Genomic DNA, 20107 nt, shown 5'->3' with positions numbered 1-20107 from the left:
GCCGGACCAATGATCTTAATGGTTTCGTCGGTTTTAATAACCTTTTCAGCAATATCCTTACCAAGTGCCTTCCTTTTTGTTTTTGAGCATGTAACTACTCCCCTCGCGCCTTATGTATCCCGTATTTATCGTTTCTTCCACGATAACCATATTTTTAATTCTTTCATAAAATTTATCGTTTAAAAATTAAATTTCGTTTTCTTCTTGTTTTTCTTCCAAATCATTTCCCTGACTTTCATCAGCAATTTCAATTTCAGTTTCTTTTGTCTTTTTTGACTTTTCTTTTTTAGTCGAAATTGATTCCTGAACAATGACTTCTTCTTTTTCGGCTTTAATTTCTCTAGGTCATTCCTGTGGACTTTCATAAACTTTTGTTGTCATTAATCCACGTCTGATTAGTTTTGAATGTTTCAGGTTGAACATTTTTCAAAACCTTTTTGGTAACTATAAATTCTTTTCCATTTTATTTATTAAGTTTTTGATACAAATTCTTTGAAATTGGCCTTAATGTATGTTCGGCAATATATCCTCCTCTATACACAAATATAGTATTTTTTTATCAGTTCCCAGGTATTTTCCTGCCCAATTCAACTCCCGGCCATGACTGAATTTCCTTTTTGTAAAAATTTGCCATATCTTGAAATGCAAAACTGCTGGCTTGTTTTCATTTTTGTTCCGGCATAATAATAGTATTCAATACCAAGATCATTGCTTATCTTTAATTGATAAGTCTGTGTCATTTGTATAATGAATCAAGTCGTAATTTGTTCTACATATTTGGTTGTAATATTTGCCTTTGAAAAATAATCTTTTAAGTATGCCCGAAGTTCTTTTTTTGTGATTCCGGTCATATTTAAATCATAGATTTTGTCAACGATTTTATTACTCACAATTTGACTTATTCCGGCACCTGTTAGAGATTCTTTCAAATAAAGTATTGATTCTTTATATATTTCACGGTATAATTCTTTTTGTATGCCGAACTTAAAGCCGAAAAATACTCATTTGCGATTGCAACTATTTCTTTATACTTCCCGGTTAATAAAGTCAAATATCCATCGGCAATAGCTCCGTTTTGAATAGTCTTTGCAAGTTCATCACGGAATTTATTAATTACTTTATTTCTTTCAAGTCTGGAAGTTAAATCTAAGTCAGAACTCAAAGTATCAATAAAATCTAAAATAGAATTTTGAATTTCTTTTGAAACTTTTAGATTGAAATTTTCAACAAAGCAAATACTAAAACCTTCAAGTTTGGCATCTATTTCGTCTAATATTTTCAAATCTTGTTCATCCGTATTATATCACTTCAACTACTGGCAACGTTGGCATTTGTGGCCTTTGAGATATTAATTCATTGGCATATTTTACAAGAATATTCCATTTTTCAACCGCCTCCATATTTTTCCCATTTCATTTCTTCTCTTATAGCCCGATCAATAAACGCTTTAAAATTGGCTCCAATAATGCAATAAGTTTCAGAAAGTCCATTTGTAGAAGTTCCAGCACCGCCACCAAACAAGCTAATAACATCCGAAACGCCTTATCCCTAAAGTCGGATTTAAACTTATTTCATCAATAATATTTTTTGTTTCTTTGAGCTTGTCACCAAAAACCAACTTGCAATATTTCAATTCTAAAGACTTTACAATTTCGGCACCTTATCTCGAATCTTTAGCGTTTTTTATTTCAGCTAAACCATTTCAGATGACATTACACCAAATGAAATTGGAATAGTTATTTCCGGTATTCTTACAAATTTTTGATTTTCAGCATTTATACCAAATAATTGAGCGTCAATAAACTTATAAATAGGAATCAGAATATTTTCAATCAAATGCCTACCTTCTGAATATATCCTTTGAGAAAATTCAAGTCTATTATATTGTTTTGAAAGACCTGATTCCGCTGAATTTAAATCTTTTTTACGCAATATTCCAAAATCAATTGCATCATAAGCATCGTCAATATGATTATAATATGCCTTTGTCAATTCCTGAACAGCTGCAATATTTCTTGGTATAAAACCACCTGGAGAATTGAAAGGGAATTTGGCTTGATCTTTAAGAAAATTATCCCCTAGAGGTATCAATCAATAATACATCAAGATTGCCCCATGATAAAGTCCCGTGACCGTCACAAGTTTTACATTTGGCATTAGGGCTCTCTAAAGTAGGTATTGTTTTTCTGCCATTGCAAGTAGGGCATTTTTTAGGGGACATTTGCCATTCAAGCGTATGTACATGATGATTCAGCTCAATTTCAATATCTGAACTTCTGGATATAGCCTTTTTAAAGTCAGGCAAAGAATCAGATAGTAAAGATTTAAATAAAACATTTTCACTTGAATCAGTCTTTTCAATATGTCGGCCTAATTTTAAAGCCGGCATTACACCGCAATAATGCTGAATCGGCCCTGTAACTTGCAATTTTTCACGATTGCCTAAAGTCGAATGATTTACTATCCAATATGATATTTCATCGATAAAAAAGTAGTTTGTTTCATCCTGAGATAAAATTTGTCTTAAAACACAATATTTGTTTTTAACAAAATATAAAACATCAGATTCTAAAAAAATCTTTGGGTATGGTTTGTAGCTATCTGTTTGTGTTTGTGGCGGATTTGTGTCTAAAACGGCAATTACTGAATTTGGAGTTTTTGCATAAGCATTTACCCCAATTGTAAAAAGCCAATTCACCAAGCTATTTGATCCGTTGAAATTATTTTCGCAATAGTCTCTTAATAAATTAATTCCAGAATCATCAAGTGGATAATTAACTAAAAAATCCTCTGATTGTTCAACCTTGATAAGCTTGTCAAGAATCCGCTCAAGTGACCTTTAACCGGATTCTTAAACACTGACTTACGATATTCTTTGTCTTTCTTTGCCTCTTTTGGCCTTTCCAAATTTAAAAGCTGGATAATCATCACCAAAAGTTTCATTAACTTATTTGCTATTTTAACAGATTCATCATAAAACGAATGTTTCAATTGATTTTCTTCTAAAATCAACTTTAATTTTTCCTGAATATCTGTTATCGTTAACATCGGATTTTTAAATCAAATTAAGAAAGAAAAAATTATCAAGCTGGCTTAGTTACAATTTCCATGCAATATTCACCAACAACACAAGCACTTGATATTGCCAAAACGCGGAATTTTCTTTTTGTGTTGGCCGGTTGAGCATTTACAGTTACAATACCGGTATTTTCATCAATCAAAGTTCCAGTAGGCAACCCACCACCACAATCTACATGAAGTTCCCATTTCAAACAGTTAGTTTGTCCTGTAACATTGAAATCAAGTGTAGTTGTCAAAGTTCCGGCTGCAACTGCCGTAAATACATTACAAGGACTCCCGCAAGTATCTTTTGCAAGTTTTAATGCATCCAAAGTAGGATCTGTAATTGTCAACTTAGTAAATCCTTCCCAATTTACTTGCATCTACATTACCATAAGGCACTGGCTCACCATCGCCCAAATAACGGAAAGAAAAACCACCGTTAATAATATCTGCAGAATTGCCGGTTATCTCATGTCCGATCCCAAACCATGTTACTTTTTACCTATAACCAAATGTACTTTACTTTCAGTCCAATACACAACGTCATAATTTACAAGGTTCTGACGTAACCAGTTTCATCCACTTTACCGTTTGAGTTGAATAAAAATATTCATACACAAACTCAAATACGTTATTTACTTCTCCGGTTGGCTGTGGGTCGTTTTGTAACCCATATGTTACCGAAGCCATCTTTTCTCTGGCTTTGATTTTTACCGTTTAAATGCCCATTTGGGAAATAATACCTTACCAGATAGTTGTAAAGCTCTCTAATAATGTCAATGACATCATCTGCATGTGTAGTTCCATCTGAAATCAACGCTTCGGTAACATCTTCGGCCTCTAATTCGCCTTTTTCAACCAATGCAAGTGCTATGATGTTGCTTTTTCGCTCTCAGGAGCTTATAAAGTTTTCAAAACACTGTACATTTTGTGAGCAGTTCCAAATGAGATTAATTCCGCTAATGTTCATGTTCTTTTCGTTTAAATTTAAAAATATAGTTTTTTTGCCGAAAAACTCAAATTAATTACAACCAAATTCGCCTGTCAATATGGTAACAGTACCTATATTTTCTGTTGGCGTTGTTGTCGTCGTGCCATTCCATACATAACCTCCAGCCGGATATGAATCTCCTGCCTTTGAAAGTGATTGATTAACTATGTTAATTACAGTTGTCGTTTGTTTTACCGTCCCATCAGAACACCTTACAATATTATAGTATAAAGTTGTTGCTGGACATCCAGTTTCGCCAACCAATATAGAAACTTCCCCTCTAAAGTTTGGTGCTGTTGTTTGTGTCGTTCCATTCCAACGGTGCAAGCCGTGTATTGGGTAGCAACTTCTGATTAGCAACCGTTAATACGGTAGTTGTTTGATAAACGTTACCATCAACGCATGAAACAATATTGTAGAATGTTGTTGGCTCAACTGGCGGTTCTTCACAATTAGGCAAATTGCCACCGCAATAAATACAATCTTCTTGTGCTAATACACCTTTGGCGATAACGCCACCGTCACCATCGTACACCTCACGATAGAAATCTTTTTCAGAACATATAAGCCGGCCTGTTAATTCACCGCTTGGTTTATCGCTTGCATCAATTACGCAATCTGATGAAATCCTACCCACATAAGCACTACATGACTTACTAACACAAGATGGAGTGTTTATTTCACACCAAATTTCAGTGGCATAAACCAATGGATCACCAACTGGTATTAAGGCTAATCCACCGTTAATTATTCCGTCACCAATTTGTCCGGTGCTATCATGCAAAGTGACTTCGACACCATCCAACAACAAATCAGCACCTACCAACACTTAAGAAGATCCTACTATACAAAACTCTGATATTTTAGGCATTTTACACTTTCCCATTTTTTAAAAATATTATACGCAACTTGATTCAGTACCTCCAAAGAGATAGCAATGTTCTTGCACTACAATCCTGCAACCTTTTGACCATACTTACATTAAATACCTCTTTATGCAAGTCGGTATCAAGACAAATAAATGCACCTGTCAAAGTTCCTTCTGGTAATATTCCACTTGCATCAATGCAACCAACTTCACCGCTTACATATTCACCAAACTACATATTCACAACTTTGTACATTGCAATTATTTGTGTCAACAAAACAGTATATTACATTACCTGTTTCGAGTGGTGAATCTAATTTTATCAAACATTTTGCATCTTTTACATATCCAAATTCACCTGTATTTAAGTAAATTTTTAAACCATTTGGAAGTTCAGTTGCATCAATTAATACATAATTACTACCGTTGTAAATGCCGTTTAGGAAGTCTGGTTGATGACAAACGAAATCAGAATCTTCAACATTTATTTCAGTGTAAACAAATTTCATTAAATCATTTGGTTCACCTAAAATAGCAAATTGAAAAGTTTCATTGAATTGAACTTGAAAACTTCCTGATTCGTAACTAACCCAAACAAACGATTCATCTGGCTTTACATTTCTTACCCATGCAGTTTCCCCCGGTGAAAATATGCCAAAATCAACAGCCATCAATAATTCATCACTAACTTGAATTATTTTGTTTTGATCTCCTGCAATCGTGTAATAAGTCCCTGAATTAGTAGGTAATTTTATTGGGGTAGTATCCGTTATTTTTTTAAGCTCAATAAATGGTGAATCTGAAATCAAATAAAACTTGTAACCGTTGTAAGTTGACCAATTGAAATTAGGGATACCACTAATAACCGAATAAGTAGCAACCCTGATATTTACCGGAATCTGACCAAACTTTTCATTAATATTAGCGTTGATGTATAATCTTCATTTATTTCTAAAATGAAATCTTCATCTATTCTGTTTGATAACTTGATAAAATCAAAATGAATCATTTAAAACAAAGTTTTTTTGATTTGCGATTTGCCTGAATTGGTATTTTAAATAATTTAACAAAAATATTTAAATATATTTTTTATTTAGAAAAATAGTAGTAAATTTGTGTCATAAGAAAAGTTAAACAATAATTTATAATGGAAGAACTGGAATTTAAAGGAACGAAAGAAAATTTTGATTTAAATCAAAAAGACTTATGGATAGATGAAAACATCGACCGATTAAGTGAAGAATTTGAAGAGTATTGGTCTAGTGAGATTCTTTATTCTGGAAGCGTTTGGGATATAGACAAAGATGCTGTTAGGGAAGAATTTTTTGACGAAAAATATTCAGAAAGTATAGCCATCGAAAAAGCACTAAACTAACCATCAATCAAAATGACAGCGAAAGAAAAAGCATTTGAGATATTTGACAAATACCAATTTGCAAGTATTTATTTCACAGACAAATCAGAAGGTAGTTATAAAAATGCAAAAGCATGTTCTAAAATTTGTGTAGATATTATTCTAAATGAATATAATTGCTTGATACAAACAAAAGCACATGAAAATTATTGAAATGCAGTAAAACAAGAAATAGAAAAATTATGAAAGATTTATCATTACTTCCAAACAAAGAAGGTTTTGAATTTATTGCTGTATTAAAAAAATGGAAATATTGTAAAATCAAAGGTAATTAAAGACGAAAACGGGTTGCATAGGTTTCCTGAGTTTAGTAACTCGATAGGATGGTTAGATTTAAAAATTAAAGCCTTTAGGAACAAAAAAACGGGGTCTATTGATTGGAGGGGTAATCACGAACTTGCCACAATTTACGGAGATAATTATTATTTAAAGCAACCTGATTTATATGAGCCAATTTATGATAATATTTAATTATGCTGTGGTATTACGGAATTTCCGAATAACCACTTTCTTAGCACTTGCATACAACAATTGTATTTACGAATAAAATTGCATCAAAAAATGAATTTACAGTCTGATTATAAGAAAGTTAACAGAATAACAATTGGCTTTAATAAAGTACAGTTTGAATCTTTACAAAAATTGAAACAGTATGACGTAAATATAAGTCAATTCATTCGAATTGCAATCAAAGAAAAAATAAAAAGAGACTGGAAAATAATTAAAGAAGAAAAAAATAAAGAAAAATTACCATTTTGAAAATGACACTCCAAAAAACATTCAATAAGCCAAAAGAGGCTATAAAATTTTACGAAAGTTTAAAACCATACATTGGAACTACCTTAAAAAGTATTTTCGGCTGTTATGTGAATTGTATTTTCATAAAAGCAGAATTAAAAGATTCAGCACCAGACCAGGATTACAATTATATTTTAAAAATGTTTAAATAAAAATATAAATAGATATTTTTTTATTCGGATTTTATTTGTAACTTTACAACATCAAACAAAAAAAACAATGACAATTAAAGTTCAAATTCCAACCGAAACATTAGAATCAATTCAAAGCCAGATTGCAAATGAAGAAACATTTGCGGTAGAATTCGAGGATACAACAACCGGAAATTATGTTATAATTGAAGGAACTGCAGATTATGAAGGTTACAAAGAACCGGAGACAGGTGCCGGAATTGAAATAATTACCAATCTGATTGTGATTGTAAATATCACAGATTCAGAAGGTGATAAAATTGATTTTGACAATGAAACAGAAGCAACAATTTTCAAACAACTAACCGATTATCTCTATGAGTAAGTCACAATTAAGCTCATTAATCGAGCTTTTAATATCAATTATAATAATCTTAGTTTTAATATTGGCCTTTGGTGGCTTAATAATAAAAATTGTATCATAATTTAACAAAATAACCAAAAATGGAAAATCAAAGCGATTCAAAATTTATAGAAATTGCCAAAAAACTGGATAGTAATGTTTTATCAGTTATCGGAAGCGATAAAATACAAGGTTTTCAAAAAGCATATTTGGTAGCCGATGCCATAAGCCAATTAAGCGAATTACTAACTCCAGAGTATATGCAGCCAATAATGGCACTGCAAGGCAACAGGCTTGGATTTAAAACTGACAAAGACCTTGTAAAACAGCAAGGAGGTGGATATTCAAAAGGCCCGGGCTATCCAGAGCCAGTAGTTAAAAATTGTTTAATTGAAGCCGTTTTGATGGGATTACAACCTGTAAATAATCAATTCAATATTATTGGTGGAAATATGTATCCAACAAAAGAAGGGTGCGGATATTTACTTAATAATTTCAAAGGGCTTTCTTATAATCTTGTATGTTCATTGCCACGGATTAATCCAAATAATACATCAGCTGCGGTTGATGTAAAAATATCATGGATCTTAAACGGAGAAACAAAGGAGGAAACAATTCCAATACCGATAAAAATGGATTCCTATACTTCAGTAGATGCAATTATAGGTAAGGCAACAAGGAAAGGCCGGGCATGGTTATTAAGCCGGATTTCGGGCATGGAAATTACAGATGGTGATATTCAGGATGTTGGATTTATTGAAGTAAAGCAACCTCAAACAATTGTCGAACTTGATGCATCAGAAATTGAGCAAAAGTTAAAAATTGCCTCTAAAGAAGAAGTAAATATACTTTGGAAACAACTATCGGAAAATCAACAATCTGATTTTGAAATTATGTTTAACGAAAAAGAAAAAGAATTATAAAATGGACTTTTCAAACTTCATATTCAGAAGCCTACTACAAGGCGATTTAGTAACCGTTCCACGTCCACTTTCTGAAAGTACAATTTCAGAACTTGAATCATTCAGAGAAAGAAATTTAGGTATCGGAAAACCATTAACCGAAAAACAATCTGAAAAACTTATTGAACTTGAATATAAATTTTTGAAGTCAACAAAGTTTGAGCTTTCAACAACGGCACAAAAACTTTTGACAAAAATATATTTTGCTCAAAAATTTAACCGTGATTTTAGACTTGAAAATAAATACTTTGACAAAGGTATTTTAGTTGAAAAAGAAAGCCGGGATACTTTGAGTGAATTATTGAATATCAGGCTTGTTTCAGATTCACAGGAAAAACAAAATGATTGGGTACGTGGCAAAAGAGACATTAAGTCTGAAAAAGTGATTATTGACATTAAATCAACTTGGGATTTTAATACATTTGGTCAACATCTTATCGAATCAAATGAAGAGTTCTATTTTCGCCAGTTGGATAATTACATGGAACTTTGGGGAATAAATGAGGCACTATTGGCTTATGTTTTGACAGATACCCCAATTCATTTGATTAACCAGGAGGTTACCAATAAGAATTATAAAATGCAGTTTCTTGACAATGCCGGAAATATTCCGGATTCCAGAATTACAGAAGTCAAGAAAATTATCAATGACCATATTTTTACAAGAAAAGCACTCGAAGAATATTGCACACAGTCGGCCAGTATTCATATCGAGTGGTTTATTGACTTTGTTGAAATTCCTATTCAGGACAGGGTGCATTTGGTGCCTCATTCATTTGATCCTGAAAGAATAAAGCAAAGGAATGAATGTTTGCGATTAGGCCGGGAATTTTTAAACAACATAAAAGCAGTTAACAACATTAATTTTTCAATTTAAATAATCATGGACGTTTTAAGGTTGCCAATACGGATAAAAGCAAAAGACAAGGTAATGAAGTTTGATGTAGTTTTAAATCCAATATTCTTTTCTTTTTATAAAGGATTTGAAGTAAAAGTAATTGAAGGACCATTGTCCGGAAGTATATTTTGCTGTAAAATATCAGATTTTGAATACAATTTATATGGTAAATTTCAAATATGGATATTATGGAAATTTTATTGGATTAGGAATGTTTTTTGGAGACATATAAGATATTATTACCCTTATCAGGTAAAAGTGTTTTTCAAAAGAAATAAAAATAAAGGCAAAGGTTTAGAATGTGGGGACGATTTGCCATTTTAAAAGTTATTAATTGTAGTAAGTTTGATATAGCAAAAAAGCCCGGAGTTTTCCAGGCTTTTTTCTTAAATTTTAATAATGGAAATGGCTTTTTTAATTTCGCCGTACCAATACCTTTGTAGATATTCGGCTTGATTGCGTGCCGGTTGGAGTTACAACAATTCGATAATATTGATAACTTGAAGGGGCAACAACAAATGAGGCAACCTGGGTACTGACATCAGTAAGTGTAAATGCAGTTCCAATAGTTCCAGACCAATTTAACCCATCTATTGATCCTTGTAATGCCACAGTTCCTGCAGGAGTTCCGGTTACTTTCGTAAATAAGGACTGAAAAGTAACATGAAGATTTGCACCTTGGACTACCGCATATTGATACTTAGCGGTTGTATTCGTTACCGTATCAGTTGCAGCATGGGTTGGAGTTGACAAAGCATTACCAACTTTTACATAGGTTATAACCGGTCCAGTTGGGGCTGATTGAGCAGAAACGGAAACCGGAGGCAGAGCGAAAAAGGCAAATAAGCCAAAAATTAAGGATAAAATAAGTTTTTTCATTGCAATAAAAATTAAATTGAAAAATAATTTTGAAAAATTTCAGTACAATTTTAAGTGAAAAATAGTAAATTTCAATAAAAAATAATTAAAATATGCAAAAGTTGTATATAGGAGTCGATCCAGATATTGAAAAAAATGGGGTGTGTTTATATTATTCAAAAACAAATTTTGAGCTTTTAAACTTAAAGTTTTTTGAGTTATTTGATAAACTATATTTGTTAAAAGATTGTGAAAATCTGGATATTGAAGTAGTTATTGAGGCCGGATGGCTTAATAAATCAAATTGGCACAAAGTAACAAATGGAAGTGCAGCAATTAACGCTAATATTGGATTAAGGACAGGAGCCAATCACGAAGCTGGAAGAAAGGTTGTTGAAATGTGCGAATACTTAGGATTAAAGCACCATTTGATAAAACCAACTAAATCAAAAGTGAATGCAGAAACCTTTAAAGCTATTACAAAATATCAAGGTAGAACTAATTCCGAAATGCGTGACTCATGTTTACTTGTGTATGGGAGATAAAAATAATTTGAAAAAATAAGTTAAAATATTTTTTTATATCAAAATAACCTGCTATATTTGTTCATCAAACAATCAGAAATAAACATTTACGACAATGACAAAAACAGAATTTTTAAATAGCCAATTATCAATTGTTAAGGTTAATAACAAAAAAGTTTTTAACAAAGCAAAAAACGCTTATGTTCTTTTGAATGGAAAGTATCTTTCTGTTAATGGTTTTGGACTTGTTTCTTTTGGAGAAGAAAAAGACGGATTTGTTTTACCTTACAATCCTATTGGCGGAACTGGTGCATTAAAGTCAATTATTAAAGGTGGTGGATTTACTGATTATTCAAAAATGGCTTTTATAAAATAATCATGAAAAAGCAACACAAAAGATTTTTAATAGCAATTTTGGTAATAGTAGTTTATCAGTTGCTAAATTTGGATGAAATTAATCAGATATTGATTTTTCATCAGTAAGGTATTTTCCCGAAATAAAACATTAAAGACTAAATAAATTGTAAACATCTAAACAAAAAAGTAGAAGAACAAGTTATTTTAATGGGAATGGTTTAGAACTCCGGGTTTATTCTCGGAGTTACTTTTAAAAAAAATGTCATAGTTTTTATAGGTTAGGGTTTAATTTAAAAGCACTCTTTTTAAGGGTGTTTTTTTTATTTACAAAGTTTTCATAATTTTACATCGACCGAAAGGTAAAGCAATCGGTTAATTAAATCATTTTTTAATTAACAAATCAAAATTATGGAAGAGGAAAACGAAGTTAAAGAAATTCCAAAGGTAGGAGACTTTAAATTTAAGGCAGGGAATCAGTATTGGAGGGTAAGGATAAGCCCAGGCAGGGCGAGAGAATACACTCCAGAACAATTAGCAGAAGGAGCAAACGAATATTTTGAATTTATAGAGCAAAATCCATTCAGAGAGCAAGATTTTAGAGGTAAAGATGCAAATGAGGTAAAAATTAATAGAATGCGACCTATGACCATTGAAGGCCTTTGTAATGCATTAGAAATAACTACACATACATTTTTCAATTACGAAAAGATTGACGCTTATTTTCATATCACTAAGCGTATTAGGCAAATTATCGAAGCTCAACAATTTGAAGGAGCTGCATCGGGTTTCCTAAATGCCAATATTATCGCTCGAAAACTTGGATTAGGTGATAAATCAGAATTAACTCACAACCTAGGAGCAACATTTGAAAGGGAACTTTTAGATTAATGAAAATCCAATATAAAAAAAGCTGGTTTAATCCTTTGTACTTTGTCATACTTGAATTGATGAAGCGAGGGGTAAACGAATTTTATATATATGGTGGAAAATCAAGCTCAAAAACTATCACAATAGGCCAGATAATAGCTCAATTGTGTATCGAGAATAATCAGAGTGCAATTTGTTTTAGAAAGGTAGGAGGAACGATAAAAACGACATTAAAAGGATCAATGAAGTTATCAATCAGCACATCCAGGTTGCAAAGCGGTTATCGCACTATGGACTTTTCATTTAAATCAATGTACAATAATGCAACAATTATATTAAAAGGTTTAGATGATGAAAACAAGGCAAAAGGTATAGAAGGATATTCTTACTTGTACCATGACGAATTAGACCAATTTACTGAAGAAGATTATAAGGAATCAATAAATGCTTTTCGTGGTGAAATTGCAAAGTGTTATTTTGCTGCATGGAATCCTACCAATATAACATCATTTGTAAAGACAAAGATTATTGATACTGAAATATGGGTTGAATGTAATTTATCACTTCCAAGTAAAAACAGTTTCGTAAAAGTTTCAGAAGATGGCCGAAAGGCATTAATTAAAACACTTTATACAGATAACTATTGGACAGTTGGCAGCCCTTGCGGAACTTATGGATTTGTTGACCAAAACACAATTGATAAATACGAAAGCCAAAAAGAAATTGATTATCATTGGTATTCGATAAATGTTCTTGGAGAATGGGGTGTGATTGTGCCAGATAAACCTTTCTTTTATAATTTCAAACCTGATAAACACGAAACAACAGAATCGATAGCTATTAATGATAATTTACCAATTTGCCTTAGTTTTGACTTTAACGTTGTTTTGTCATGTTTGGCCGGTCAAGTTTCGGTTTATGACAGATACGTTAGAAAAATTAAAGAATTTCACGATCCAAGTGCTAATATGGATTTACCAGAATTTATTGATTACATAGTAAGTTATTTTGGAAAAGAAAGAAGATTTTTAATAACAGGTGACGCTTCTGGAAATAATAAGTCTGCTTTTACTTCAGGTCATTCAAGCGGTTTTAGTATCATTTTCAATAAATTACGTGAGTTAGGGGTAGATTATGAAGATATGGTGCCAACTTCAAATCCAAGCCATTATAATTCTAAACTTATATGTAATTACATTTTAGGAAAAGAAACAGATTGGCTTATTTCGGCAACTGATTGCCCTATTACCTGCAACGATTATAAACGAATGGAGCAGGACAGTTCAGGAGGCTTAAATAAAAAACACGCTGATGCTAACAATTACGGTCACTGCGGTGACACAGCGAGGTATTTTGACCATGTATTTTTATATGACCTTTGGAAAGAATACGTAAATTTAAGTTAATGCCCAATAATTATAATGAAATTTGTAAAAACCAAATATAATTTTGTTTCCGTATGATAAGAAATGTCATTTTACCAAATCTGATTTTGTTTAAAAGAAAAACACCTACTATTTTCATTGAATTCGTAGGTGCTCAAATATTTTACTTTTTATTTTTGTCGCTTAAAAGCCATCCGGTAAAAAAGTAAAGTAATCCGGATATTAAAATTAGTATTAAAAGTGTTTTCATTTCTCAATTCTATTTATTTATCCCAAAAAAAGTATGAAAAAAATTATCTGCATTAAAAACCATGTTGTTTTTCTTGTGAAGCTGATATTTGTTTCTGGTTTCTTGATAGTTTTCTTTCATTAATCTCATTCTTTCCGGCCAGTTTGAATTGCCATCAGGAAGGTAAAAGTTAATATCAATAGATTGAAAATCTTCTTCGGAAACATATCCCTTTGAATAGATCCAAAATAAAGCGTTAATAACTTCTTTATTTAGATTTACAAAGCATTCTTTTGGAATTGGATAACCTGTTAATTCAATAATGAAATCATATTCATCTTCATTAGAATTACTTTCATTTGATTTGTTACTTTTTTGATAATTCCTATAAGCCCAAATAAATAAAAAAGAATTGACTAAAACGAATAGGAAAATTATTATCCAAGAAAATACCCCAAGTCCTGGAAGTTCATTTTTCATTTTGATTATTTTTTTTAATGATTGTAATACGACCATAAAGCGAATCTGTCACCAATTGCCGACACGATTCTAATTGGCTAAGTGGAATCCCACGCATAAAAAGTATGCCGGTTTTTTCGTCAGTTTCTATTTGGTTTTTTCTACCTGGTTTTTTGCTCATGATTGTTTTTTGTTTAAATGTAAATAGTAAGCCTTGTAAGCCAGATAGACTGACTCAATTTGTTTAAATTGTTCGCTATCTCTTGAAGTTTCAAAAGTTTCATTTGATGCAAAAAAATAATCCCATTCTTCAATTGTTTTTTCTTTGCACCCAATTTTTATTTTATCACCAATTATGCAAGGTGTCCATTTGCAGAAAATTGGAAGATATGCGGTTTCTATATTTTCCGCACCGATCAAATTCGCACCGCTCAAATTCGCACCGATCAAATTCGCACCGCTCAAATTCGCACCGCTCAAATCCGCACCGCTCAAATTCGCATCGCTCAAATTCGCACCGCTCAAATTCGCACGTCTCAAATCCGCATCGCTCAAATTCGCATCGCTCAAATCCGCATCGCTCAAATTCGCATCGCTCAAATCCGCACGTCTCAAATCCGCATCGCTCAAATCCGCACGTCTCAAATCCGCACGTCTCAAATCCGCACCGCTCAAATCCGCATCGCTCAAATCCGCATCGCTCAAATCCGCACGTCTCAAATCCGCACCGCTCAAATTCGCATCGCTCAAATCCGCACGTCTCAAATCCGCACCGATCAAATTCGCACCGATCAAATCCGCACCGATCAAATCCGCACGTCTCAAATCCGCACCTATCAAATCCGCACCTCTCAAATCCGCACCGCTTTTAATTGCCTCTAATAAAGTTTCGTTAATAGAGTTGTTTTCCGATTCGTATTCGAAAATTAAGTTACCAAACAATGTTTTGATTTGAATGTTGATTGTTTTGTTTTCCATGATATTAGATTGTTTTATTTATTTTGACCTCGTTTTTTTTCGGTCATGGTTTTATAAACTGTTTAATTGTTATTGTTTAATAAGGTTAAGATAGCACCTTTAGCGATGCTATCGTTTTGGATTTTATTAGTAAATGCAATAGACGAATTTAAATAATCTAAAGCAAGTCCTGAAAGGTCGTTTTGCGATTTTTCAAAAGCAATATCAAAACCATATTTAGCAATTGCCCAGCTAACTATTTCTTTTACTTGATTTTCTAATTTTTCAATTGTCATTTTTTGTTCTTGTTTGATGACGTGAAGGTAAAACACTATTTTTAATTATGCAAGCAAAATACAAAATATTTTTAAATATTTTTAATCTTTTTTTTATTCCCGTATTTTTTCAATAGATTTTACAAACAATATTTGATTTTCAAAGTATTATTTATATTTGTGTTAAAAACAATGATATGGGCTGCGGAAATTGTGATAACTGTAATTGTGTCAACGTAGATAATATAAGCCAATGCGAGGAAGTTTTGACCTTTGATTTAGGCATTTTGAACGCTGAATTAGATTTGAAATTCAATATTACCGGTAGATCAAAACGAATTTATCAAATTGATGTTACAACTAATGCAGATGGAATTGCCTCGGTAGAATTAGAAACTTTGCCAGTTGGTTATATTTCGATTCATTTCCCTGGAATTTATGAAGTTTATTTTATTGATTCCGAAAATCAAAAAGTTGAAATTAAAGATACAGGGAAATCATGTTTTGAATTTAAAGTTTCTGATATTTTGAATGTAACTCCTCAAATAGTTTAAGCTTTATGCAAAGAATAGTTTTTGGATCAAAATCTTGTGTAAGTCCCCGGATATGTTATTCGGGGAATTCGGCTATTCCAAGATTACCACTATTCCAAAACATTTCAGTCGTTGATTTGGTAGAAGGAGATGAAGTGGAACATATTTTAGGGACAAAAAAGATCTCAGCTTTGTTTTTTGATAGTAATAATAGATGGGTTAAAGAAATCGACTTTGATCCAATAGAAATAAATAAAATAAAGGTCTATTTGCCTTTTACAGATAGTCCAAGTGAAGATAAATTTACAGGTGATATTTTTCTAACAAAAAGAGCTTAAATATGAAAAAAGTAGTTTTGATTTTATCGTTTATTTTGGTTTCATTAGTTTCATTAGCTCAAAGGCAAAGGACTACGGCGGTGTTTGATGCGGACACAACCACACTTGCAAAGTCAGGATTTTACGGAATTGGCGTAAGAGATTTTCAACCTTGGATATTGGATTGGAGAACAAATACTGATGCAATGAGAATCAAAGTTGAACATAAATACATTGTAGGAGTGCAACTTAATTCAAGTGATACAATAGAATATCCAGGAGGTAACTATCAAGGCCGTAGAACTGAATTTGTGAGCTTAAACAAAGATAGCCTAACGGTAACTTTACCAAGTCGTTTTGATACTTTGAATTTTAATCGAAACATAACTTTTTCATATTGGGGATTTTCTGATTCATTGTTTAATTATTACGACAATACTTATTGTGTCAAATTTTCAGATACTATTTTTGTCAAATCAGGGGATATTACTTATTTTTTTACTCCTGGAACTTGCATAGGAAGCATGACAACTGCACCAAGTGCCGTAAAATATGGAATTAAGCATGGGAGTAGTTTTGTTTTAACAGAAATGGACAGGAGGTGGTATTTGCATTTTAACGGAATTGATTATTAACATTTTAAATCAATATTTTATGAAAAAATTAGCGTTTTTAATATGTGTTTTATTTTTTGCATTCACTTCTATCTTAAATAGAACAGTCACCGGAACATCTACCACCATTGCAAGTGGTGATGATAATTATATTATTGTTCATACTGGTGCATCAGCCACTTATACGCTCGGAACCGTTTCAGATGGTTTTTCTTGTAAAATAGTCAATCATGGAACAGGTAATATTACATTTTCGGGATCTATTACGACGGCAAACGGTCAAACAATTACCGGTTTACCAAAATCAAACGGTGAAATAGTACCTGGTCAAATTGGCAATCAAATAACAATAGCATATATTGGAGGAGTTTGGAGGAGTATATAAAATAATTGCCGATGGTCCTTATTGTGATTTGTATTTTGAGGATGGCACAAAAAAAACTGAATCTAAAACTTTAAAAAAAGTTATCGAGTTAAATCCTGATTTATTTTTGAGATTAAATAGAAAAATTGCCGTAAACATTATATTCATAAAGGACATTTCAGAATCAAAAGTAATTTTAAAAAATAATCAGAGTTTTGAATTTTCACGGAGAAGAAAACCAATTTTAAATAATAATGAAAAAGATATTTCTATTGCTGATATTATCAGTTTTTTCACTAAGCCTTAAAGCTCAAATTTTAGAGCCTCAATCAAAAGTATTGATAGTGAAAAAAGTTGTTAAGGTAGGTGCCAAATTCTATATTGAAGAAAGCACAACTACAACGAATTATAAAGAATTGACCTCTGATTTATTGCTTGAAACAGAAAGAGATTCACAAGATGAATTAAATGATAAAGCTGAAGAATTAAGAGCTATTGAATTGTCAAAGCAAAAAAAAGCTGAAAGGTCTGAAAGAAATAAACTTTTAAAAGATGCCTTAAAAAAAGGATATGGACCCGAGATAAGGACTTTGGAAGAAAAAGAAAGGATAGACAAAATTAAATCTAAAATTAATTCTATCAAATGATCCACTTAATCAATATTCTATTAATTTCCCTTTTTTGCGTGGGATGGTGCAGGTTATTGCGTCCTGAGATGCTTTTAGAAAATTTAGGATATTTTATTGAAAGATATTTCGGTAGATATTGGGGAAAGCCTTTGGGTTTGTGTGTTCCGTGTTCATCAAGTGTAATCGGATCAATAGCGTATTTGTTGCTAATTGTTTCAGGATTTACTCAATATTCAATATGGATGCACATATTTTATATGGTGGTTTGTGTGAATTTAAACCCTATGATTTGGTTTTTGACTGAATTTCTGATTATTTTTACAAATAAAATAAGGAAAGATTTAGAAAGTAAAAGATAGTTTCACGTAAAAATATTAAAAATAATGGCAAATAAACCTGGAATAGTTTGGAGGCCGGCCAATATATCAAGACCTCAACCAAGTAGCAATAGTTCAACATCAAAGCCTAAGCCAAATTCAGGAGGTTGCTCGAGTTGCCGTTAAAGATACTTCATATTGATTATTATATCCTTTTTGGATGTTTGATTGTTTTGAATTGTTTGAATAATTAATGAAAGACAAATGATATAATTTCGTTTGTCTTTTTTTATTACTTTTGTTTTGTAATTAAAATATTGAAAATCATGGATGTTAATAATTGTTTTGATGGAATTATAGGCGTTAAAGGGTGTCACAATACACAGAATGCAGTTCTTTGGGTTAACGACATTGAAGGCATGAGTAATGAGCTTATGGATAAGATTGCAGACGGTGACCAAGAGACATTTTTCGATGTATTTAAAAAGTGCCGAACTAATGCAATAAATCAACTTAAACACGATATTAAGGACGTTTTACTTCGGGCCACAAAAAGAGTAAAATTGAACGAAACAATTTATAAATCTGAAAAAGCCAGGATTTTAAGACCAATTGAATCGAATGAGTTTTCCGAAACAAAGATTGGGATACTTTTTACTACTGCAGATTCAAAATATATTATTGGAACTTTCAACTCAATATCAATTTACCCACTTGTGACAACGAATTGTAAGGCTAAATTGATTGATTACGAAACAAATGAGGTATTGTATGAATCACCAGAAGAAATATCCTTAGAAGCCAACAAAATCAATTCTATTCCAATAAATACAAGCATTGATTCTGATAATCACCGGGCTATTATTTTAGTTTTAGAAAGACAAAGTTCTGATACTGAATTTAACCTCGGTAAACTTTCATGTAACCGGTTTAAAGAAACAAAATGCAAATCATGTGATCCATGCGAGAGTTTTGACGGTTACGGACAAAGTACAGTTTCAGTAATTCCGCATGAATTAATTGGACTTGACCAAAACAATGAATTTTCCATTTATCCGTTTGTGGCAAATGAATTAACCGATATTTCAGAATTTACAGCTATCGAAAGTTTTATTTGCGTAGATGTTGATATTATTTGCTCGATTGAAGAGTTTATATGTCAAAATGCAAGTGAATTAGGTTATGCCGTGACAAATAAGATTGCAGCCAATATTTTAGGTGAAAAAATGGCCGGTTTTAGAATAAATAATATGGCTAAAGGAAATCTGGAATATACAAAAGACCTGAAAGATGAATTGAATAAAACTTATAGAAAGGTTTTAGAGTTGTCGGTGCCAAATTTACCATTAGATGATGTTTCGATGTGTTGGGAATGTGATAACAAAGTAGGGGTATATCATAAATCAATGATTTAAAATAAAAAATACAGTAAAATATTTTTTTATGTTGTTTTTATTGTTTTAATTTGGGGCATAGTCAAACAATTAGAAATGATACAAGCTAAAGATTTAAAGCAAGGAAATAAAATTAATTATAATGGTGAAGTTGTCACTGTTATAGGAACCCACAAAAATAAAATATTTTTTGATAATGATTATTTTGATTCAAATATATTAGAATATGAGCCATTTAAGGGAATCCCCCTCACAGAAGAAATACTAAAAAACAATTTTGGCTTTAAAAAAATATACAAAATTGGCAATAAAAAGTATTTTGAACATTCAGAATACAGAATATCATTTACAGTTGTTGACAATTGTTTTGTTTTTGATTTTGGGCCGACTACAATTGGACAGAGAGAATATGTTCATGAAGTTCAGAACCTTTTCAAAGAACTAACGCAAAAAGAAATTGAAATTAACCATTAAAACGGATCAAAGCGGAAATCGCCCAA

At 31.8% G+C, this 20107-nt stretch carries 35 protein-coding genes; 20 read left to right on the top strand and 15 right to left on the bottom strand.

The window, feature by feature from the left end:
* Window positions 1-587 precede the first annotated feature (587 nt).
* The 10 genes from IPP61_00580 to IPP61_00535 all read right to left on the bottom strand — a co-directional run bounded on the left by IPP61_00580 (window position 588) and on the right by IPP61_00535 (window position 5731).
* Window positions 588-740 carry a hypothetical protein gene (locus IPP61_00580; GenBank protein MBL0323676.1) on the bottom strand — a complete coding sequence of 51 codons (153 nt, stop codon included), beginning with the start codon at window positions 738-740 and terminating at the stop codon, window positions 588-590.
* 12 nt (window positions 741-752) lie between these two features.
* Window positions 753-929, bottom strand: a complete 177-nt coding sequence (locus IPP61_00575) for a hypothetical protein (GenBank protein MBL0323675.1) — start codon at window positions 927-929, stop codon at window positions 753-755.
* Window positions 926-1282, bottom strand: a complete 357-nt coding sequence (locus tag IPP61_00570; GenBank protein ID MBL0323674.1) for a hypothetical protein — start codon at window positions 1280-1282, stop codon at window positions 926-928. The genes IPP61_00575 and IPP61_00570 overlap by 4 nt, the downstream gene beginning before the upstream one ends.
* A gap of 410 nt (window positions 1283-1692) precedes the next feature.
* Window positions 1693-2091, bottom strand: a complete 399-nt coding sequence (locus IPP61_00565) for a hypothetical protein (GenBank protein MBL0323673.1) — start codon at window positions 2089-2091, stop codon at window positions 1693-1695.
* Window positions 2072-2698, bottom strand: a complete 627-nt coding sequence (locus IPP61_00560) for a zinc finger-like domain-containing protein (protein MBL0323672.1) — start codon at window positions 2696-2698, stop codon at window positions 2072-2074. The genes IPP61_00565 and IPP61_00560 overlap by 20 nt, the downstream gene beginning before the upstream one ends.
* 80 nt (window positions 2699-2778) lie before the next feature.
* A complete protein-coding gene (locus IPP61_00555) occupies window positions 2779-3048 on the bottom strand; it encodes a hypothetical protein (protein MBL0323671.1) in 270 nt (89 codons plus the stop codon).
* A gap of 35 nt (window positions 3049-3083) precedes the next feature.
* Window positions 3084-3443 carry a hypothetical protein gene (locus tag IPP61_00550; protein MBL0323670.1) on the bottom strand — a complete coding sequence of 120 codons (360 nt, stop codon included), beginning with the start codon at window positions 3441-3443 and terminating at the stop codon, window positions 3084-3086.
* A gap of 251 nt (window positions 3444-3694) precedes the next feature.
* On the bottom strand, window positions 3695-3925 hold the full coding sequence (locus IPP61_00545) for a hypothetical protein (GenBank protein ID MBL0323669.1): 231 nt from the start codon (window positions 3923-3925) through the stop codon (window positions 3695-3697).
* A 409-nt stretch (window positions 3926-4334) separates the two neighbouring features.
* On the bottom strand, window positions 4335-4883 hold the full coding sequence (locus IPP61_00540; protein MBL0323668.1) for a hypothetical protein: 549 nt from the start codon (window positions 4881-4883) through the stop codon (window positions 4335-4337).
* 263 nt (window positions 4884-5146) lie between these two features.
* The gene (locus tag IPP61_00535) at window positions 5147-5731 is read right to left on the bottom strand and encodes a hypothetical protein (protein ID MBL0323667.1); all 585 of its coding nucleotides are present in this window, start codon (window positions 5729-5731) and stop codon (window positions 5147-5149) included.
* A 338-nt stretch (window positions 5732-6069) separates the two neighbouring features.
* Between IPP61_00535 and IPP61_00530 the strand changes: the two genes are divergently transcribed.
* From IPP61_00530 to IPP61_00495, 8 genes are all read left to right on the top strand, one after another.
* Window positions 6070-6297, top strand: coding sequence for a hypothetical protein (locus IPP61_00530; protein ID MBL0323666.1), 228 nt, complete (start codon window positions 6070-6072; stop codon window positions 6295-6297).
* Window positions 6298-6309: 12 nt separating this feature from the next.
* The gene (locus IPP61_00525; GenBank protein ID MBL0323665.1) at window positions 6310-6489 is read left to right on the top strand and encodes a hypothetical protein; all 180 of its coding nucleotides are present in this window, start codon (window positions 6310-6312) and stop codon (window positions 6487-6489) included.
* Between the two features lie 408 nt (window positions 6490-6897).
* Window positions 6898-7095: a hypothetical protein gene (locus IPP61_00520; GenBank protein MBL0323664.1), complete on the top strand. Its 198-nt coding sequence runs from the start codon at window positions 6898-6900 to the stop codon at window positions 7093-7095.
* A gap of 2 nt (window positions 7096-7097) precedes the next feature.
* Window positions 7098-7286 (top strand): hypothetical protein, encoded by a 189-nt coding sequence (locus IPP61_00515; protein ID MBL0323663.1) that lies wholly within the window; start codon window positions 7098-7100, stop codon window positions 7284-7286.
* Between the two features lie 67 nt (window positions 7287-7353).
* Window positions 7354-7650, top strand: a complete 297-nt coding sequence (locus IPP61_00510; protein ID MBL0323662.1) for a hypothetical protein — start codon at window positions 7354-7356, stop codon at window positions 7648-7650.
* 119 nt (window positions 7651-7769) lie between these two features.
* Window positions 7770-8591, top strand: a complete 822-nt coding sequence (locus IPP61_00505) for a hypothetical protein (protein ID MBL0323661.1) — start codon at window positions 7770-7772, stop codon at window positions 8589-8591.
* A gap of 1 nt (window position 8592) precedes the next feature.
* A complete protein-coding gene (locus IPP61_00500) occupies window positions 8593-9507 on the top strand; it encodes a hypothetical protein (GenBank protein MBL0323660.1) in 915 nt (304 codons plus the stop codon).
* Window positions 9508-9513: 6 nt separating this feature from the next.
* Window positions 9514-9852: a hypothetical protein gene (locus IPP61_00495; GenBank protein ID MBL0323659.1), complete on the top strand. Its 339-nt coding sequence runs from the start codon at window positions 9514-9516 to the stop codon at window positions 9850-9852.
* 90 nt (window positions 9853-9942) lie between these two features.
* Here IPP61_00495 and IPP61_00490 read toward each other — a convergent pair whose 3' ends face one another.
* Window positions 9943-10281 carry a hypothetical protein gene (locus IPP61_00490; GenBank protein ID MBL0323658.1) on the bottom strand — a complete coding sequence of 113 codons (339 nt, stop codon included), beginning with the start codon at window positions 10279-10281 and terminating at the stop codon, window positions 9943-9945.
* A gap of 218 nt (window positions 10282-10499) precedes the next feature.
* On the opposite strand from IPP61_00490, the gene IPP61_00485 reads away from it, so the two are divergent.
* The 4 genes from IPP61_00485 to IPP61_00470 all read left to right on the top strand — a co-directional run bounded on the left by IPP61_00485 (window position 10500) and on the right by IPP61_00470 (window position 13540).
* Window positions 10500-10931: a hypothetical protein gene (locus IPP61_00485; protein ID MBL0323657.1), complete on the top strand. Its 432-nt coding sequence runs from the start codon at window positions 10500-10502 to the stop codon at window positions 10929-10931.
* A 94-nt stretch (window positions 10932-11025) separates the two neighbouring features.
* On the top strand, window positions 11026-11286 hold the full coding sequence (locus tag IPP61_00480) for a hypothetical protein (GenBank protein MBL0323656.1): 261 nt from the start codon (window positions 11026-11028) through the stop codon (window positions 11284-11286).
* Between the two features lie 389 nt (window positions 11287-11675).
* Window positions 11676-12155: a DNA-packaging protein gene (locus IPP61_00475; protein ID MBL0323655.1), complete on the top strand. Its 480-nt coding sequence runs from the start codon at window positions 11676-11678 to the stop codon at window positions 12153-12155.
* Complete coding sequence (locus tag IPP61_00470) at window positions 12155-13540, top strand: hypothetical protein (protein MBL0323654.1); 1386 nt, start codon at window positions 12155-12157, stop codon at window positions 13538-13540. The genes IPP61_00475 and IPP61_00470 overlap by 1 nt, the downstream gene beginning before the upstream one ends.
* A 238-nt stretch (window positions 13541-13778) precedes the next feature.
* On the opposite strand, the gene IPP61_00465 is transcribed toward IPP61_00470, so the two are convergent.
* The 4 genes from IPP61_00465 to IPP61_00450 form a co-directional block, all read right to left on the bottom strand.
* Complete coding sequence (locus IPP61_00465) at window positions 13779-14228, bottom strand: hypothetical protein (protein ID MBL0323653.1); 450 nt, start codon at window positions 14226-14228, stop codon at window positions 13779-13781.
* Entirely contained in the window at window positions 14218-14388 is a 171-nt protein-coding gene (locus IPP61_00460) for a hypothetical protein (protein ID MBL0323652.1), read from the bottom strand. Before IPP61_00460 ends, IPP61_00465 begins: the two co-directional genes overlap by 11 nt.
* Window positions 14385-15185: a pentapeptide repeat-containing protein gene (locus IPP61_00455; GenBank protein ID MBL0323651.1), complete on the bottom strand. Its 801-nt coding sequence runs from the start codon at window positions 15183-15185 to the stop codon at window positions 14385-14387. Before IPP61_00455 ends, IPP61_00460 begins: the two co-directional genes overlap by 4 nt.
* A 62-nt stretch (window positions 15186-15247) precedes the next feature.
* Window positions 15248-15460 carry a hypothetical protein gene (locus IPP61_00450; GenBank protein ID MBL0323650.1) on the bottom strand — a complete coding sequence of 71 codons (213 nt, stop codon included), beginning with the start codon at window positions 15458-15460 and terminating at the stop codon, window positions 15248-15250.
* 176 nt (window positions 15461-15636) lie between these two features.
* On the opposite strand from IPP61_00450, the gene IPP61_00445 reads away from it, so the two are divergent.
* The 8 genes from IPP61_00445 (at window position 15637) to IPP61_00410 (ending at window position 20081) form a co-directional block, all read left to right on the top strand.
* Window positions 15637-15993, top strand: coding sequence for a hypothetical protein (locus tag IPP61_00445; protein ID MBL0323649.1), 357 nt, complete (start codon window positions 15637-15639; stop codon window positions 15991-15993).
* 5 nt (window positions 15994-15998) lie between these two features.
* Window positions 15999-16310 (top strand): hypothetical protein, encoded by a 312-nt coding sequence (locus IPP61_00440; protein MBL0323648.1) that lies wholly within the window; start codon window positions 15999-16001, stop codon window positions 16308-16310.
* A 2-nt stretch (window positions 16311-16312) separates the two neighbouring features.
* On the top strand, window positions 16313-16924 hold the full coding sequence (locus IPP61_00435) for a hypothetical protein (GenBank protein ID MBL0323647.1): 612 nt from the start codon (window positions 16313-16315) through the stop codon (window positions 16922-16924).
* A gap of 19 nt (window positions 16925-16943) precedes the next feature.
* Window positions 16944-17288, top strand: a complete 345-nt coding sequence (locus IPP61_00430) for a hypothetical protein (protein MBL0323646.1) — start codon at window positions 16944-16946, stop codon at window positions 17286-17288.
* Window positions 17263-17574 (top strand): LytTR family transcriptional regulator, encoded by a 312-nt coding sequence (locus IPP61_00425; protein MBL0323645.1) that lies wholly within the window; start codon window positions 17263-17265, stop codon window positions 17572-17574. The genes IPP61_00430 and IPP61_00425 overlap by 26 nt, the downstream gene beginning before the upstream one ends.
* Window positions 17575-17611: 37 nt before the next feature.
* Window positions 17612-17914 carry a hypothetical protein gene (locus IPP61_00420; protein ID MBL0323644.1) on the top strand — a complete coding sequence of 101 codons (303 nt, stop codon included), beginning with the start codon at window positions 17612-17614 and terminating at the stop codon, window positions 17912-17914.
* A 625-nt stretch (window positions 17915-18539) separates the two neighbouring features.
* Window positions 18540-19628, top strand: a complete 1089-nt coding sequence (locus IPP61_00415) for a hypothetical protein (protein MBL0323643.1) — start codon at window positions 18540-18542, stop codon at window positions 19626-19628.
* Between the two features lie 75 nt (window positions 19629-19703).
* Window positions 19704-20081, top strand: a complete 378-nt coding sequence (locus IPP61_00410) for a hypothetical protein (GenBank protein ID MBL0323642.1) — start codon at window positions 19704-19706, stop codon at window positions 20079-20081.
* Window positions 20082-20107: the final 26 nt, after the last annotated feature.

This window comes from Cytophagaceae bacterium (assembly GCA_016722655.1).
Taxonomy (GTDB): Bacteria; Bacteroidota; Bacteroidia; order Cytophagales; family Spirosomataceae; genus Leadbetterella.
Note: the sequence above shows the minus strand (reverse complement) of the source record. Positions and strands in the feature narration are given on the sequence as shown.

Excerpts from the sequence above, each read along its gene's own strand:
- IPP61_00580 (MBL0323676.1), bottom strand. The coding sequence starts at position 740 with ATGACACAGACTTATCAATTAAAGATAAGCAATGATCTTGGTATTGAA.
- IPP61_00555 (MBL0323671.1), bottom strand. The coding sequence starts at position 3,048 with ATGTTAACGATAACAGATATTCAGGAAAAATTAAAGTTGATTTTAGAA.
- IPP61_00550 (MBL0323670.1), bottom strand. The coding sequence starts at position 3,443 with ATGCAAGTAAATTGGGAAGGATTTACTAAGTTGACAATTACAGATCCT.
- IPP61_00530 (MBL0323666.1), top strand. The coding sequence starts at position 6,070 with ATGGAAGAACTGGAATTTAAAGGAACGAAAGAAAATTTTGATTTAAAT.
- IPP61_00525 (MBL0323665.1), top strand. The coding sequence starts at position 6,310 with ATGACAGCGAAAGAAAAAGCATTTGAGATATTTGACAAATACCAATTT.
- IPP61_00520 (MBL0323664.1), top strand. The coding sequence starts at position 6,898 with ATGAATTTACAGTCTGATTATAAGAAAGTTAACAGAATAACAATTGGC.
- IPP61_00515 (MBL0323663.1), top strand. The coding sequence starts at position 7,098 with ATGACACTCCAAAAAACATTCAATAAGCCAAAAGAGGCTATAAAATTT.
- IPP61_00510 (MBL0323662.1), top strand. The coding sequence starts at position 7,354 with ATGACAATTAAAGTTCAAATTCCAACCGAAACATTAGAATCAATTCAA.
- IPP61_00505 (MBL0323661.1), top strand. The coding sequence starts at position 7,770 with ATGGAAAATCAAAGCGATTCAAAATTTATAGAAATTGCCAAAAAACTG.
- IPP61_00500 (MBL0323660.1), top strand. The coding sequence starts at position 8,593 with ATGGACTTTTCAAACTTCATATTCAGAAGCCTACTACAAGGCGATTTA.
- IPP61_00495 (MBL0323659.1), top strand. The coding sequence starts at position 9,514 with ATGGACGTTTTAAGGTTGCCAATACGGATAAAAGCAAAAGACAAGGTA.
- IPP61_00485 (MBL0323657.1), top strand. The coding sequence starts at position 10,500 with ATGCAAAAGTTGTATATAGGAGTCGATCCAGATATTGAAAAAAATGGG.
- IPP61_00480 (MBL0323656.1), top strand. The coding sequence starts at position 11,026 with ATGACAAAAACAGAATTTTTAAATAGCCAATTATCAATTGTTAAGGTT.
- IPP61_00475 (MBL0323655.1), top strand. The coding sequence starts at position 11,676 with ATGGAAGAGGAAAACGAAGTTAAAGAAATTCCAAAGGTAGGAGACTTT.
- IPP61_00470 (MBL0323654.1), top strand. The coding sequence starts at position 12,155 with ATGAAAATCCAATATAAAAAAAGCTGGTTTAATCCTTTGTACTTTGTC.
- IPP61_00465 (MBL0323653.1), bottom strand. The coding sequence starts at position 14,228 with ATGAAAAATGAACTTCCAGGACTTGGGGTATTTTCTTGGATAATAATT.
- IPP61_00460 (MBL0323652.1), bottom strand. The coding sequence starts at position 14,388 with ATGAGCAAAAAACCAGGTAGAAAAAACCAAATAGAAACTGACGAAAAA.
- IPP61_00455 (MBL0323651.1), bottom strand. The coding sequence starts at position 15,185 with ATGGAAAACAAAACAATCAACATTCAAATCAAAACATTGTTTGGTAAC.
- IPP61_00450 (MBL0323650.1), bottom strand. The coding sequence starts at position 15,460 with ATGACAATTGAAAAATTAGAAAATCAAGTAAAAGAAATAGTTAGCTGG.
- IPP61_00445 (MBL0323649.1), top strand. The coding sequence starts at position 15,637 with ATGGGCTGCGGAAATTGTGATAACTGTAATTGTGTCAACGTAGATAAT.
- IPP61_00440 (MBL0323648.1), top strand. The coding sequence starts at position 15,999 with ATGCAAAGAATAGTTTTTGGATCAAAATCTTGTGTAAGTCCCCGGATA.
- IPP61_00435 (MBL0323647.1), top strand. The coding sequence starts at position 16,313 with ATGAAAAAAGTAGTTTTGATTTTATCGTTTATTTTGGTTTCATTAGTT.
- IPP61_00430 (MBL0323646.1), top strand. The coding sequence starts at position 16,944 with ATGAAAAAATTAGCGTTTTTAATATGTGTTTTATTTTTTGCATTCACT.
- IPP61_00415 (MBL0323643.1), top strand. The coding sequence starts at position 18,540 with ATGGATGTTAATAATTGTTTTGATGGAATTATAGGCGTTAAAGGGTGT.
- IPP61_00410 (MBL0323642.1), top strand. The coding sequence starts at position 19,704 with ATGATACAAGCTAAAGATTTAAAGCAAGGAAATAAAATTAATTATAAT.